Annotated in this window: 14 protein-coding genes; all 14 read right to left on the reverse strand. The window is 43.4% G+C overall.

Annotation, left to right across the window (positions count from 1 at the left end; genetic code table 11):
* Positions 1-188: 188 nt before the first annotated feature.
* The 14 genes from SORDD05_RS04140 to nrdR all read right to left on the reverse strand — a co-directional run bounded on the left by SORDD05_RS04140 (position 189) and on the right by nrdR (position 15238).
* Positions 189-1118 (reverse strand): acetylxylan esterase, encoded by a 930-nt coding sequence (locus tag SORDD05_RS04140; protein WP_061417202.1) that lies wholly within the window; start codon positions 1116-1118, stop codon positions 189-191.
* A gap of 471 nt (positions 1119-1589) precedes the next feature.
* Positions 1590-3605 carry an ATP-dependent DNA helicase RecG gene (recG, locus tag SORDD05_RS04145; RefSeq protein WP_061417203.1) on the reverse strand — a complete coding sequence of 672 codons (2016 nt, stop codon included), beginning with the start codon at positions 3603-3605 and terminating at the stop codon, positions 1590-1592.
* A gap of 20 nt (positions 3606-3625) precedes the next feature.
* Positions 3626-4729 carry an alanine racemase gene (alr, locus tag SORDD05_RS04150; protein ID WP_061417204.1) on the reverse strand — a complete coding sequence of 368 codons (1104 nt, stop codon included), beginning with the start codon at positions 4727-4729 and terminating at the stop codon, positions 3626-3628.
* Entirely contained in the window at positions 4719-5081 is a 363-nt protein-coding gene (acpS, locus tag SORDD05_RS04155; RefSeq protein ID WP_061417205.1) for a holo-ACP synthase, read from the reverse strand. The genes alr and acpS overlap by 11 nt, the downstream gene beginning before the upstream one ends.
* 44 nt (positions 5082-5125) lie before the next feature.
* Positions 5126-6157, reverse strand: coding sequence for a 3-deoxy-7-phosphoheptulonate synthase (locus SORDD05_RS04160; RefSeq protein WP_061417206.1), 1032 nt, complete (start codon positions 6155-6157; stop codon positions 5126-5128).
* A gap of 1 nt (position 6158) precedes the next feature.
* Positions 6159-7190, reverse strand: a complete 1032-nt coding sequence (locus tag SORDD05_RS04165; RefSeq protein ID WP_000232182.1) for a 3-deoxy-7-phosphoheptulonate synthase — start codon at positions 7188-7190, stop codon at positions 6159-6161.
* Positions 7191-7269: 79 nt separating this feature from the next.
* Complete coding sequence (secA, locus tag SORDD05_RS04170; protein WP_061417207.1) at positions 7270-9783, reverse strand: preprotein translocase subunit SecA; 2514 nt, start codon at positions 9781-9783, stop codon at positions 7270-7272.
* 160 nt (positions 9784-9943) lie between these two features.
* Complete coding sequence (locus SORDD05_RS04175; protein WP_061417208.1) at positions 9944-10234, reverse strand: hypothetical protein; 291 nt, start codon at positions 10232-10234, stop codon at positions 9944-9946.
* 19 nt (positions 10235-10253) lie between these two features.
* The gene (locus SORDD05_RS04180) at positions 10254-10592 is read right to left on the reverse strand and encodes a hypothetical protein (protein WP_081102453.1); all 339 of its coding nucleotides are present in this window, start codon (positions 10590-10592) and stop codon (positions 10254-10256) included.
* Positions 10593-10669: 77 nt separating this feature from the next.
* Positions 10670-11980 carry a ribosome biogenesis GTPase Der gene (gene der / locus SORDD05_RS04185; RefSeq protein ID WP_061417210.1) on the reverse strand — a complete coding sequence of 437 codons (1311 nt, stop codon included), beginning with the start codon at positions 11978-11980 and terminating at the stop codon, positions 10670-10672.
* A gap of 13 nt (positions 11981-11993) precedes the next feature.
* On the reverse strand, positions 11994-12707 hold the full coding sequence (locus SORDD05_RS04190) for an NADPH-dependent oxidoreductase (RefSeq protein WP_061417211.1): 714 nt from the start codon (positions 12705-12707) through the stop codon (positions 11994-11996).
* A complete protein-coding gene (dnaI, locus tag SORDD05_RS04195; RefSeq protein ID WP_061417212.1) occupies positions 12704-13600 on the reverse strand; it encodes a primosomal protein DnaI in 897 nt (298 codons plus the stop codon). The genes SORDD05_RS04190 and dnaI overlap by 4 nt, the downstream gene beginning before the upstream one ends.
* The gene (locus tag SORDD05_RS04200) at positions 13601-14764 is read right to left on the reverse strand and encodes a DnaD domain protein (protein WP_061417213.1); all 1164 of its coding nucleotides are present in this window, start codon (positions 14762-14764) and stop codon (positions 13601-13603) included.
* Positions 14765-15238: a transcriptional regulator NrdR gene (gene nrdR / locus SORDD05_RS04205; protein WP_001203678.1), complete on the reverse strand. Its 474-nt coding sequence runs from the start codon at positions 15236-15238 to the stop codon at positions 14765-14767. It abuts the gene before it with no gap.
* Between the last annotated feature and the right edge of the window lie 97 nt (positions 15239-15335).

Below are 15335 nucleotides of genomic sequence, written 5' to 3' on the forward strand. Positions count from 1 at the left end.
TACAATAAACTTTGAACTTCATAGCTAAATTGATATAGAATAGATTCTACTTTTAAAACTATTTTAATATTGTAATTTTATAGAAAGTACTTTCAGGATTTTGATATAAAAAGAGAGCTCGCGAGCTCTCTCATTCATTATCTTACGTACTTAAAAGGAATCTCACTACCACAGAGCCTGTTGTAGGCTTAGTCATTGACAAAGATCTTCATGGCTTCGTGAACATACTCAGGCATGATGCGATAGCCCTTGTCGCAAGTTAGACGGTTGTAAATTGCAAACTGGGTAATAGGATAGCAAACATCGTCATCCAAGCTCGTAATCATCTTGACCTCACCCTTGATACGATGGGCAAGATTTTTCACATCAATATAGGCAAGGGTCGCCATGATTTCTTCCTCTGTTTCATGGAAGGGATCGTGAAACTTGAAATAACGGAAAAGTTCGTCATAGGCTTCACTGGTATTGCCAATCTCAAGCACTCGTCTAAAGTCTGACAGGAAGGGATAGATGGCAACTGTTTTCTGAATCCGAGGATTGAGCGCTGTTGCAACCAAAGCTAAAGCCCCTCCTTGTGAGGCACCATAGCTAGAAAGTCTTTTCTCATCTACCTGAGGCAGACTGGCAATAATTTCGATCAACTGGTAAATATCCAGATAAACCTCCTTATAAAAGAGATGCTCCCGACCTTCCACAGCACCACGGATGATATGCCCCTTCACCGTATTTCCTAGTGGAGAGCGCAAGCCGTCTTGCGAATAGCCCGACTGGCCTCGCACATCCATGGAAACAACACCGTAACCAGACACAGTATAGGCCAACATATCAGCCCAGTCCCAGCCACGTCCCATATAACCATGGAAATGGAAAATTATTGGAACTTTCCCTTCACTTTTTGGAAGGACGATTCGTGCATAGACCTTGCCTTCATTAGTTCCTTCAAAGGTCAGTTCATAACACTTGACTTGAGGAATATGAAAATCCCTTTCCTCCAACTGGTAGGCTGGAAGAGATGAAACTTTTTTGACTTCTTCATCCCAGAAAGCATCAAAGTCTACTGGAATCTCATCCCGTCCTAGATAGGTCTTGATTTCTTCTAACAAAGCTGGATTTTTCATAGCATGCTCCTTTAGTTTTGTAATCGCTATCATAACTGTAGCATATCTAGGAAGGCAATGCAAGAATGAACGGTAAACAGAAAGTGAATTTAGATTCTCTTTCCTCAAACCTATCATCTAAAAGTAGTTTTTAAAATAAAAAGAGCGTTTCCGCTCTTTGTGTATCAATAGGTGCTAGCTCCTTTCTCTAGTTTGACGGTTTGGAATTTCTTTTGGTAGGTCACTTTAATAGTCATGTGAGAGTCCTCGTTTCTTTTTGATGACTCTAGTATAAGACCCAAACCTAAAAGCTAGCTTAAGTTTTCCTTAGAGAAAACTTATACTCAATGAAAATCAAAGAGCAAACTAGGAAACTAGCCGTGGGTTGCTCAAAGCACTGCTTTGAGGTTGTAGATAAGACTGACGAAGTCAGTTACATATATCTACGGCAAGGCGACGTTGACGTGGTTTGAATTTGATTTTCGAAGAGTATTAATCTAGATGTTCTTTCTTTTCTAGATGGAGAGCAATCATCCGCCATTCTGGATCCTCTTGCCAGCCTTCTATAGAACTAATGTAGCTGGCAACCTTTCTGGCTTCTTCTAAAATCGGAAAATCTTCGATAATATCAGCCACTTGGAACTCTGGGAGTCCTGACTGTCTGGTTCCAAAAATCTCACCAGAACCGCGCATTTTCAAATCCTCCTCAGCAAGAACAAATCCATTGGTCGTTTCTGTCATGATGCGCATGCGGTCCTTCCCTGACTCAGTCTTGGGATTGGCAACGAGAACAGCATAGGACTGCTTGTCTCCCCGACCAACTCGACCTCTGAGCTGGTGAAGTTGGCTGAGACCGAAGCGATCGGCATCCATGATAATCATGACGGTCGCATTGGGGACATTAACCCCAACCTCAATAACTGTCGTCGAAACCAGAATATCTGTCTTTCTCTCTTTGAACTCCTGCATAATCTGGTCTTTTTCGTCACTCTTCATCTTACCGTGTAAAAGAGCTACTTCGGCCTTGCCTGCAAAATGAGCTGTCAACTCTTCTGATAAGGCAATGGCATTTTTCAAATCCAGAGCTTCAGATTCCTCTATCAGGGGAGAGATGACGTAGGCTTGCGAACCTTTTTGAATTTCTCCCTCTAACCAAGTCAAGACCTGAGGCAATTGCTCATGCTTGATCCAGCGTGTCACAATAGGTTTTCGTCCTGCTGGCATCTGGTCGATAATGGAAACATCCATATCACCAAAGGCTGTGATAGCCAAGGTTCGTGGAATGGGCGTCGCCGTCATCATGAGAACGTCAGGATTGTCCCCTTTTTCCCGTAAAATACGCCTTTGTCCCACACCAAAACGATGCTGCTCATCGATGATAATCAAACCAAGGCGAGCATAATCCACCCCATCTTGTATCAGAGCGTGGGTTCCGATAATCAAATCAGCCTTACCCTTGGCAATGATCTCCAAGACTTCTCTTTTTTCTGCAGCTTTCAAGGAACCTGTCAAAAGAGCCAATTTCAAATCCGGAAAAATACTCCTCAAACTCTCAAAGTGTTGCTCTGCTAGGATTTCTGTTGGTACCATGAGAGCAGCTTGGTAACCAGCCGTCACCGACGCAAACATGGCCAAGCCAGCGACCACTGTTTTCCCGCTCCCCACATCTCCTTGTAGGAGACGATTCATGTGATGGTCAGACTTCATGTCAGCCAAAATTTCCTGCAAACTCTTTTCCTGAGCTTGGGTCAGGGCAAAAGGCAGATTTTCTTTGACAGCCATCACTTTTTCCTGAGACCAATTCAGAATCAAACCGCTTCCCTGAACTCTATTTTCAGACTTGAGCGTCTGTAACTGCATTTGAAAATAAAAGAGTTCCTCAAACTTGATACGGCGAAGCGCCTGCTTGTATTCTGCCAAGTCCTTAGGAAAATGCATGGCGCGGACTGCCTGACAACGAGACATGAGTTTGTATTTGTCCAGCAAAGACTGGGGAAGATTTTCCTCTATCAAGAGGTCCAGTCCCTGATCAAAGGCCGTCTTGATGACTTTGACCAGACTGGCCTGACTGATTCCCTGAGCCAGACGATAGACAGGCTGGAGGTCATCTTCCACCTGAGCCAGAACCTTCATCCCAGTCAGACTGGCCTTGGCACGGTCCCATTTCCCAAAGACAGCAAGGGTTGCTCCCAACTCTATCTTATCAGCTAGATAGGGTTGGTTAAAGAAATTCACCGCAAAAACGACTTCTCCCTGCTTGAGGCTAAAACGCAAGCGATTACGCTTAAAACCATAATACTGGACACTGGCAGGAGTTACTACCTGACCAGAAAGAACAGCCTTTTCGCCATCTTCCAGATCTAAGACCTGCTTGGTCTTAAAATCTTCATAACGGAAAGGAAAGTAGAGCAAGAGGTCTTGCAAGTTTTCAATTCCTAGTTTAGCGTATTTCTCTGCTGACTTTGGTCCCACACCAGGCAAGACATGCAAGGGTTGATGTAGATTCATGCTCCACTCCTTTCTTTAGGTTAATGATATTCTCTCGGAATGCGATCGCTGAGGAGACAAACCACCTCATAATTAATGGTTCCACGGTAGGTCGCTACCTGAGTTGCTGTGATTTCCTTGTCCCCATTGGAACCAATCAAGGTTACCTTTGTTCCGAGCGGGTATACCTTAGGCAGACGAATGGTGATTTGGTCCATAGAAACCCGTCCGACGATTGGACAAACTTGCCCATCTACCAAAACAGCGAAATTTTGCATATCTCGTGTCCAACCATCCGCATAGCCGATTGGCACGGTCGCAATGACTTGCTCACTATCCGCCTGATAGGTGGCTCCATAGCCCATGCAAGCTCCAGCTGGAACTGTCTTGACATGAACCAGGGCAGATTCCAAACTCAAGGCTGGTGTCAAGGCATAAGGCAAGTCCAAGACCTCTCCACTTGGATTAAGACCATACATGGAATCTCCCATACGAACGGCGTTAAAAATAGTCTCTGCATGCCAGAGAGTCGTTGCAGAGTTGCTGGCATGAACCAGTTCTGGGACTTCCTTCATACTTGCCAAAATAGCTTTAAAGCGTTCTAACTGCTCATTAAAATAGGCATCTGATTCTTCATCTGCAGTCGCAAAGTGGGTAAAAATCCCTTCAACACGAGCACCGTGTTGTTGGAGCAAGTCTTGAGCCAGATCAGCCTCACTGGCCTCTCTAAAACCAATCCGTCCCATTCCTGAGTCAATCTTGAGGTGGACTGTCAATCCAGTTAAATCTGCTTCCTTATCTAACAGCGCTTGAACCCACTCCAACCCAGCCACAGTCAAGGTGATGTCGTATTCTTTAGCAAGGTCAATAGCTTCTAGATCAGAAACTCCTAAAATAAGGATTCGCTTGCTGACCCCAGCCTGTCTGAGTTCAATGGCTTCATCAATATTCGAAACGCAAAATCCATCAACATCATCCTGGATTGCCGTTGTAACGGCAACAGCCCCATGACCATAGGCATTGGCCTTGACCACTGCCCACTTGAGCGTCCCTTCAGGGATATGAGCCCCCATTTGTTGTATATTTTGTCGAATGGCTTCCAGATATATCAGAGCCTTAGTTGGTCTATGCGGACTAGTTTTCATGATTTTCCTCCAAAATGACACTGGCTGTCACAAACTGATCTGTATGGCTAATAGACAGCCAAATCTTTCCTGAAAATGGTGACTGACTAAAATAGGGAGCCCCGCGTTCATTGCTCAGGACTTCCAAATCCTGAAAAGTCAGCTTGCCAATTCCTGTACCCATAGCCTTGGAAAAAGCCTCCTTAGCCGACCAGCGGCCTGCCAAGTATTCGATCTGCCTGCGCCCTTTGAGACTGGTAAAGCGTTCCATCTCTTTAGCAGTCAGCACGCGCTTAGCAAAGCCCTCACGTCGTGTAATTGCGTTTTCTATCGAAGCCAATTCTTCGATGTCAATTCCGTGTCCAACTATCATACTCATAAAAGGAGCTGAGATTCCCCCAACTCCATCCTTTTCACTTATTTTGTTAAGGTAGTATAAATTTCTTCTACCAAGGCTACTGTATTCTCCCAACCTAGACAAGGGTCAGTAATGGAGCAACCAAAGACCTCTGGTTGATTTTGGCGGCCATCTGCTAGGTAAGATTCGATCATAAAGCCTCGAACCGTCTTTTTAATCTTTTCATTCCAGTCACGATTCAGCAAGGCTTGGCGAACAATGCGAATTTGTTCCATATACTGCTTACCTGAATTGTCATGATTGGTATCGATGATAATGAAGGGATTTTCAAGCCCCATAGTCTCATAGCGATTGATGGCATTTAAGAGGGTTTCATAGTAGAAATTCGGTTCATTTTTTCCATATTCGTTCATGGCGCCACGAAGGATAACGTGGGTCAAGGGATTTCCTGAAGTTTCCACTTCTTGCCCATGGTAAAGGAAGGTTTGCTTGTTTTGAGCCGCATAGATGGCATTAAACATGACCCCAAGGTTCCCAGATGTTGGATTTTTCATCCCAACCGGAGCATCAATCCCAGAGGCTACAAAGCGGTGTTCTTGATCTTCCACTGAACGAGCCCCTACCGCATGGTAGCTGACCAAATCATCTACCAAAACGAGATTTGACGGATAAAGCATCTCATCAGCTGTCGTCAAACCAGTCTCCGTAATCACACGGTAGTGAAGTTGACGAACAGCCTGCAAACCATTGATGAGACTAGGCGCTTCGCTGGTATTTGGCTGATGAATCATACCCTTATAGCCATCTCCATTGGTACGAGGTTTAGCCGTATAGACACGCATCACGATAAATATTTTATCCGCAACTTTTTTCTGCAAGTCTGCTAAGCGACGAGCATATTCGAGCACTGCTTCTTCATTGTCCGAAGAGCAAGGTCCCATCACCAAAAGGATTCGGTCGTCCTCACCTGAGATGATGGCTGCCAACTCTCTATCGCGGGCTTCTTTCTTTCGCAAGGCTTCAGGTGACAACTGGGTCGCAGCCTTGATTGCTTCAATGTCAATTTCTTGACCTTTTTCGATAAATGCCATCTTACTCTCCTAGCGTTTGGTAAATTTCACGAACAAGTGCTTCTGTGTTGTCCCATCCTAGACACGGATCTGTAATGGACTTACCAAAAACCTCTGGTTCATTTTGACGTCCATCTTCTAGATAGGACTCGATCATAAAACCACGAACATATTTCTTGATTTTCTCATTCCAGTCACGGTTGATCAAGGTCTGACGAACGATACGGATTTGATCCATGTACTGCTTGCCTGAATTATCATGATTGGTATCGATGATGATAAAGGGATTTTCCAAGCCCATCTTTTCATACTGGGCAATGGTATCCATCAAATTGTCATAGTAGTAGTTGGGAATATTTTTCCCGTATTCATTCAAGGCACCACGAAGAATGGCGTGGGACAATGGATTCCCTGTTGTTTCCACCTCTTTACCGAGGAAAAGGAAACTCTGTTTATTTTGCGCTGCGTAAATCCCGTTAAACATAACATTGAGATTTCCAGATGTTGGATTTTTAAATCCTGTTGAAAAGTCTGCTCCGCTCGCTACAAAACGGTGCTGTTGATCCTCTACAGAACGAGCTCCAACAGCCATATAAGAAATCAAATCATCCACCAAAGGAAGATTTTCCGGGTAGAGCATTTCGTCAGCAGTTGTCATACCAGTCTCGGTAATCACACGGTAGTGGAGCTGACGAACAGCCTTGATCCCATTGATCAAGCTAGGTGCTTCTGTCGCATTTGGTTGATGAATCAAGCCCTTATAGCCATCTCCATTGGTACGAGGTTTGGCTGTATAGACACGCATGACCATAAAAATACGGTCTTTGACCTCTTCTTGCAAAGCAGACAGACGCTTGGCATACTCGAGGACTGCCTCTTCATTATCAGATGAACATGGTCCAATGACCAAAAGAATACGCTGATCTTCTCCACGGATGATGGCTTCCAATTCCTGATCACGTTGGTTTTTTCTTGCAAGAGCTGCTCCTTCTAATTTAGACAAGGCACGAACTTCTTCAATGTTAATTTTAGGACTTTTAGCTGTAAATACCATGATTCATCTCCTTATAAAGCAAACGGACACCAAGTAAAAAATGATTTTCACCAGGTATCCGCCTGTATCTTATCACATATTATTGTCTCTTACCATGACAGTTCTTGAATTTCTTACCAGATCCACATGGACATTGGTCATTTCGTCTGATTTGGCTCAAGTCCACATCTGCTGGAAGATGAGTCTGCTGTGCTGCAATATTACGAGTCGCAGTTGTACTGATATTGTGTTCAGTTTGAGGACGTTCTTGTTCGTGGATTTGTGCTTTCATCATCAAGCGGGTCACATCGAACTCAATCGATCCGATCATGTCGTTAAACATGCGGAAACCTTCTGCTTGATATTCTACAACCGGGTTGTTTTGAGCATATCCACGAAGACCAACAGCATTTCGCAACTGGTCAAGAGCATCGATATGGTCTGTCCACTTGTTGTCTACAACACGTAGGATCAAGACCTTCTGGAATTCTTTCACTGCATCTTCATCACGAAGTTTAGCAACTTGGCTGTCATAGACTTTCAAGGCACGTTGGAAAAGCTCATCTTTGATAGCTTGGTCTGACAAACCTGCAAGATCTGAACGACTGATTGAATCTTCTGGAAGCAAATTATACTTAGCAAAGTTCAGGATTGCTTCCAGTTTTTCATCTTCTTTCGAACGAGCATGTGCATCCACGATACGGCCAATGGTACGACGGATCATAGCATGAATCTCAGGTGCCAAATCACGGTCGGCAGTAATGACATCATAACGCTGTGCATAGATAATCTCACGTTGTTCACGCATGACATCATCGTATTGAAGGACCTGTTTACGTGTATCGTAGTTATTCCCCTCAACGCGTTTTTGAGCTGCTTCCACTTGACGCGTTAACATACGGGATTCGATGGCTTCGTCAGACATGTTGAGTCGTTCAAAGATACCTTTCAAACGTTCTGAACCGAAACGTTTCATCAAATCATCTTCAAGAGACAAGTAGAATTGTGACTCACCTGGGTCTCCTTGACGTCCTGAACGTCCACGAAGCTGATTATCGATCCGGCGACTTTCGTGGCGTTCTGTACCAATGACGCAAAGTCCACCAAGTTCACGAACCCCTTCACCAAGCTTGATGTCAGTACCACGACCGGCCATGTTGGTAGCGATGGTAACTGCGCCACGTTGACCAGCATTCATGATGATTTGCGCTTCTCTGTAGTGGTTTTTCGCATTCAAGACTTCGTGAGGAACACCTGCTTCGACCAGTTTCTTAGAAAGAAAATCACTGGTTTCAACGGCAACCGTACCTACCAAGACTGGCTGACCTTTTTGATAACGTGCCTTCACATCTTCAACTACAGCCTTGAATTTTGCATCAAGACTTGCATAGAGAAGGTCTGAGTGGTCAATACGTTGGATTGGACGGTTGGTTGGGATTGGGATGACACGAATGTTGTAGATTTCGCGGAATTCTTCTTCTTCTGTTTTACCAGTACCCGTCATACCTGCCAATTTCTTATACATACGGAAGAGGTTTTGGTAGGTAATAGAAGCTGAAGTCTTAGTTTCGTCTTGAATTGGCACACCTTCCTTGGCTTCAATCGCCTGGTGCAAGCCATCAGAATAACGACGACCTTCCATGGTACGACCTGTAAATTGATCGACAATCAAGATTTCCTGCTCTTCACTAACCACATAGTCAATATCGAGAATCATGATATAGTTGGCACGAAGGGCATTATCGATAAAGTGAGTAAGAGCCACATTTTCAATATCGTAGAGATTTTCCAGTTTGAAGTAGCCTTCAGCCTTGTCAATCCCTGAATCAGACAAACCAATAGTCTTAGACTGGATGTCAATGATATAGTCATCTTTGTCCAAAGATTTGACAAAGTGATCCGCCATATGATACAGCTGACTAGTTTCCACAGCATTGGCTCCTGAAACGATCAAAGGAGTACGAGCCTCATCAATCAAGATCGAGTCAACCTCATCGACCAAAGCATAGTTGAGCGGACGCTGTACCATGTTTTCTGCCCGAACAACCATGTTGTCACGAAGGTAGTCGAAACCAATCTCTGAGTTGGTTGAGTAGGTAATATCACAGAGATAGGCTTCTTTCTTCTCCATTGGTGACTTAGCAGCCAAATTAATCCCTACTGACAAACCAAGCCATGAGTACAATTCACCCATCTCAGTCGCATCACGTTCGGTTAGATACTCGTTGACCGTTACTACGTGAACCCCCTCACCTGCTAGAGCGTTGAGGTATACAGGCATCGTCGCTGTCAAGGTTTTTCCTTCACCTGTACGCATTTCTGGCACATCTCCATGGTGGAGGACAATCCCACCCATGACCTGAACTTTATATGGGAAAAGTCCAAGAACACGCTTGGCAGCTTCACGTACTACTGCAAAAGCCTCATAGAGCAATGAATCCAGCGATTCACCCTTATTGTAACGTTCCTTAAATTCATCTGTTTTTGCTTTTAGCTGGTCATCCGTCAAGGTTGCCATCTGATCTTCATATTTGAGAACCTTGTCTGCCATCTTTTCCAGACGACGAAGTTCTCCTTTATCATTTTCGATAATCGTTTTTAAAATATTAGCCATTATTTTCCTTACTTTAGATTCTGAATATTTTAGAATGTTCTTTTAATTTTAGCATATTTACTATTATTTTTCAAGAAAGAATCCGCGTTTCAACAGGGAAACGAGGCTAACTTCTAGGTCAGTCTCTTGGCTTTTTATGGACTACATTTCACACAAATAGTTAATTGCCAAGCAGAGCTGGCAAAATTCCAAAAATCAGGAAAAAATTGATCCAGAAGGCCATGCAAAATAGCACTCCAAAGAGGAAGAGACTCATCTTTTTAGTCAGTACTGAGAAAAAGATTGCCAATACACCAAAGACGACAAAGAGTTTTTTCATGATGAAGAAATAAATCGAAACTCCTCCTATTTGCAAATCCCATGGAAGACAAAAGACCAGCATCCATAACAAGCAAATCGTAAGAATGTAGGTTTTGTAGTATTGATGAATGAACTGCTTTATTTTGAGCATTCGGAACCTCCTATAAACTCTAGCTATTGATAGTTGACCCCATTTTGTTCTTCTGTTTCAGCTTGACCATTCTTTTTAGACAGTCATAGACTTTCCAGTCATTCACAAGAGACAAAAAGACTAAAAGAATCCCTATCCCCCAAATTGTTAAATCAGCAGGATTTTTCAAGACAATATTGAAAATTAAGAATGAAAAAACGGTAAAAGCTAGACTAAATACAGCAAAAAGAGAAAGATAAATCCAGTAAAAGTAATAAACTAATGCGAAATATTTACTGTCTTTATCCGCCTTCTCAATCCAATGGAAAAAGTAAAAGTAAGGTGATAATAGTAATAATATAAAAAATTTTTCCATCACACACCTCTTTTTGATAACGTTTTCTTTGACTTCATTCTATCAAAAAGATCTGGAAATGTCTTCCCAGATCTTCTTGTTTATTTCCGTTTTCTTGCGATCAAGTGAATCGGTGTCCCCTCAAAGACAAAGGCCTTACGAATTTGATTTTCCAAGAAACGCAGGTAAGAGAAGTGCATGAGTTCTTCTTCATTGACAAAGATGACAAAGGTTGGTGGTTTGGTTGCCACTTGGGTCGCGTAAAAAATCTTGAGGCGTTTCCCTTTGTCTGTCGGTGTTGGGTTGATAGCAATGGCATCCATAATCACATCATTCAAGACAGCTGATGGGATACGCGTGTTTTGACTTTCACTGATTTGCTTGATCATTTCAGGCAGTTTATGGAGACGCTGCTTGGTAAGAGCGGATACAAAGACAATCGGTGCATAAGGCAGATATTGGAACTGCTCACGGATATCTTCTTCCCATTTTTTCATGGTGTGGTTGTCTTTCTCAAGGGTATCCCACTTGTTGACCACGATAATCATCCCTTTACCTGCTTCGTGGGCAAAACCTGCGATACGCTTGTCGTACTCACGGATTCCTTCTTCTGCATTGAGGACCATCAAGACCACGTCAGAACGGTCAATGGCACGCATGGCACGCATGACAGAGTATTTCTCTGTATTTTCATAGACTTTACCAGACTTACGCATACCAGCTGTATCAATCATGGTAAACTCTTGACCATCCGCATCTGTAAAATGGGTATCAATGGCATCACGCGTTGTTCCAGCCACTGGACTAGCAATCACGCGGTCTTCTCCCAAAATAGCATTGATCAAACTTGATTTTCCAACGTTAGGACGGCCAATCAAGCTGAATTTAATCACGTCTGGATTTTCTTCTTCAACTTCATGCGGCAAATTTTCCACAATGGCATCCAGCACATCCCCTGTCCCGATACCGTGAACGGACGAAATTGGCAGCGGTTCACCCAATCCTAGCGCATAGAAATCAAAAATATCATTTCGCATCTCAGGGTTGTCAACCTTGTTAACGGCAAGGATAACAGGTTTATGGGTTTTATAGAGTTTGCGAGCCACGTACTCGTCCGCATCCGTAATTCCTTCTTTGCCAGACACCACAAAAACGATAACATCTGCTTCTTCCATGGCAATTTCTGCCTGGTGTTTGATTTGCTCCATGAAGGGAGCATCGACGTCGTCAATCCCTCCAGTATCAATCATACTGAAAGAACGGTTGAGCCACTCACCCGTTGCATAGATACGGTCACGTGTCACACCCTCGACATCTTCTACGATTGAGATTCGCTCACCAGCGATTCGGTTAAATAGGGTTGATTTCCCAACATTGGGACGTCCTACAATGGCAACAGTTGGTAAGGCCATGTTTTCTCACTTTCTACAATAACTTTTTCTGTTCTAGATTCTTCCGAGTTGAACTAGGTTCGGCTTGACCAAACTGCTCTGCCAAACGCTGACTCCAAGAGGTCGTCGCACGCGCACCAGCATAGTCTGCCTGTACTTGGTCATAGTCCAAAATCGCTTCAACTGGCTGTTCTTGGTATTCTTCTTCAAAAACTACTTGGTTCAAAGGCAGTCTTGGTTTGACATCATGTTGTTGATTTGGCACACCGAGTGCAATCCCAAAAACGGGATAGGTATAGTCAGGCAAGTTAAAAAGCTCTGCCACTTCTTCTGACTTGTAACGGACCAAACCGGTAATAACACCACTATATCCCAGACTTTCAGCTGCAAGCAAGGTATTTTGCCCAGCAAGCGCCGCGTCTACAGACGTGATAAGGAGACCTTCTACCCCTTGAGGTTGGAAAGTGTCCGTATGAAGGCTTGCTCCCTTTTCAGCTCGATTCAAGTCACCTACAAAAAGTAGGAAAGCTGCTGACTGGCGAATGGCTTCCTGCGGAACCAATTCATAAAGAGCATCTTTTTTCTCCTGACTACGTACAAGAATCACAGAGTAGGATTGGAAATTTTTCCAAGATGACGCCATTTGCCCAGCAGTCAAAATCTCTTCCAAGTCTGCCTGAGGAATCTCTTGCTCCTTAAAGCGACGAACCGAAGTATGAGTTTTCATCAGTTTAATGGTTTCTGTCATCGGCGATTTTCTCCTTCTAGTCTCGTTTCCTCAGCCAAATAACGGATTCGTTCCATAACCCGTCTAGCTTCCCAGGTCTCATCATTTCCATTCTTTCCTTTGGCAAAATGTTTTTCCAAATCTTGGAAATTAAAGTTGGAAGTAAAGAAGGTCGGCAAATCTTCCTGCATGCGATACTGGAGAATAACTTGGAGAATCTCATCACGCACCCAAGGGGTCGACTGTTCTGCACCAATATCATCCAAGATCAAGACTTCTGCTAATTTGATCTCATCCACCAAGGTCTTCACAGATCCTTCACCGATGGCATTTTTCACATCAATGACAAAACTTGGATAGTGGAGAATCGTTGTTGAAGCGCCACGTTTTTCAGATAGGTCGTGAGCCAAAGCTGCCATCATGAAACTCTTACCGACACCAAAATCTCCGTAAAGATAGAGACCTTTTCGGATACTTGGGTAAAGGTCAACAAAGGCATAGAGTCTCTCAAAAATTGGCAACCGTCCTAGATCATCTAGGTCAATCTGAGCCAATTTCGCTTTCTTGAGACTTGCTGGTAGATTGATCAACTTCAGTCGATTCTTGATGGCCGCCTCTTTTTCAGCCGCGATCAGCTCTGGTGTTTCTTCATAAGATACATCCGCATAACCGTGATTCATGACCAAGATAGGCTTGTATCCTCGCGCTATATAGTCCGCATCCCCACGAAGAAACTTATCCCGCTCTGTGATATATTGGTTGAACTTGGAGATGCTACGATTCAACTCCTCTGGGCTGAGGGATTCTTTCAGGATAAAAGCCGCTACATCTGGGTCTTTCATAATCTGCTGGACTAGGTCCTGATACTGAAAACGACTTGTCTGACGTTTGATTACGTCACCCACACTTTCCATCTAGTCTCCTCCTTCTTCTAATCGGGCTAACATTTCTTGTTTTTTACGTTCTAGTTCCAAACGAGTTTCCTCGCTGGTTTGGTTTTTATATTCTGGATTACTCCACTTGGGAACATTTGTCTTAGTTGAGCTAGTTTTCGATTTCTGGACTTCCTGGCCTTTTTGCTGACGTTCTCGAATCCGAAGCACGGCTTCTTCTGCTGTTCGAATTTTTTGGTAAGCATAGTCATTGGCAACTTTCATAGCATATTTTTCATTGACATTGGCCGAATCAACCTTGTTAAAGGTTAAAAGTAAGACGATATTGATGACTTCGTCCAACAAACCTAAAGACGCCATCTGGTGAAGAAGTTCTCTTTCACTTTGGGTGATGTTCCCCTTACGCGTTTGCTTGATTTCCGCTAAAAAGTGCAGGGGAGTTTTATTTTTGGCTTCCCTGATAATGGTCATTTCTTTGGGGCTAAAGTCAGAAGAAACCTGCTTTTGCGCAATCTTTTCACGCATGCGTTTGACTGAAATAACCTGAGCCACCGCTGTCGCCTTGGCTAATTGATAGGTTTCAAACCAGGTCCATTTTTTTTCATCTGCAATGGCAAACAATTCCAAAACATCTGCCTGCTCATTTTCAAAACGCAAACCATCTCGAGCCATCAGACGCTGAAAATGTTCCAAGTCAAAATCATTTTTCATCTTGATTTTAGACTCAATTGGAGTCACTTCTTCGGTCAGGTTTGGAAATACTTGGCTTAAAGAAACAGAGAGTTCTTCTCCCTCACTTGGAACCTGCTTCATAGCAGAAACAGCTGTATCCCCAATCTTTTTCTCTAATAATCTGCTATAGACAGAATGACTTAGAAATTCCTGACTGGAGAGGGGAGAATGAAGCTGCAATTCATAAGCTTCCCCCTTCTGATAAAGAGTCAACAAATCCAAAGCAGATAAAATTTTAAAGGATTGGAGCAAGGTAGGCATGCCGAAGTTTAAGTGGTTGAGGATATGGGAAAAGAGATGCTCCTTTTGCCCTCCATCCCAAAAGGTTATGGAATATAGATAGAGGCTCAGCGCCTCCTGACCGATAATCGGGAGGTAGCACTGCACCAGGGAAGAGGTATCTTGTGACACCCGATTATTCTTTAGAAAAGAAAAACGGTCATTTGGCTTCATTTATTTTTCCTTTTTCTTTTTAGAGGACTGGGTGATCTGCTGGAGCAGACTCTCCAACTCACTCACATCCTTAAAACTACGGTAAACGCTGGCAAAACGAACATAGGTAATCTCATCCAGCTCCGCCAATTCTTCCATGACTAAAGACCCAATATATTCACTTTGGATCTCATTCTCACTGCGACTACGGAGTTTTTGCTCGATACGATTGACCACCATGTTGATTTCATCACTTGACACAGGACGCTTCTGGGCTGAGCGGATAATCCCATTAAAGATTTTATCTCTCGAAAACTGCTCTCGCGTACCGTCTTTTTTGACGACAACCAGCGTTCTTTCTTCTACTCGTTCATAGGTTGTAAAACGATGCTGACACTCGTCGCACTCACGTCTTCGGCGGATGGTATTTCCTTCTTCGGCTTGTCGACTATCAACAACACTAGACTTGGTAGCCCCACATTTTGGACAACGCATGCTTTTCCTCCTTGTCGTTTTCTTTTCATTATACCATTTTTTGAGCAATTCCCAAAACAATTCTTATTTTTACTTGACAAGTTTTTTGTTTTATTGT

The organism is Streptococcus oralis, assembly GCF_001578705.1.
GTDB classification, from domain to species: domain Bacteria; phylum Bacillota; class Bacilli; order Lactobacillales; family Streptococcaceae; genus Streptococcus; species Streptococcus oralis_J.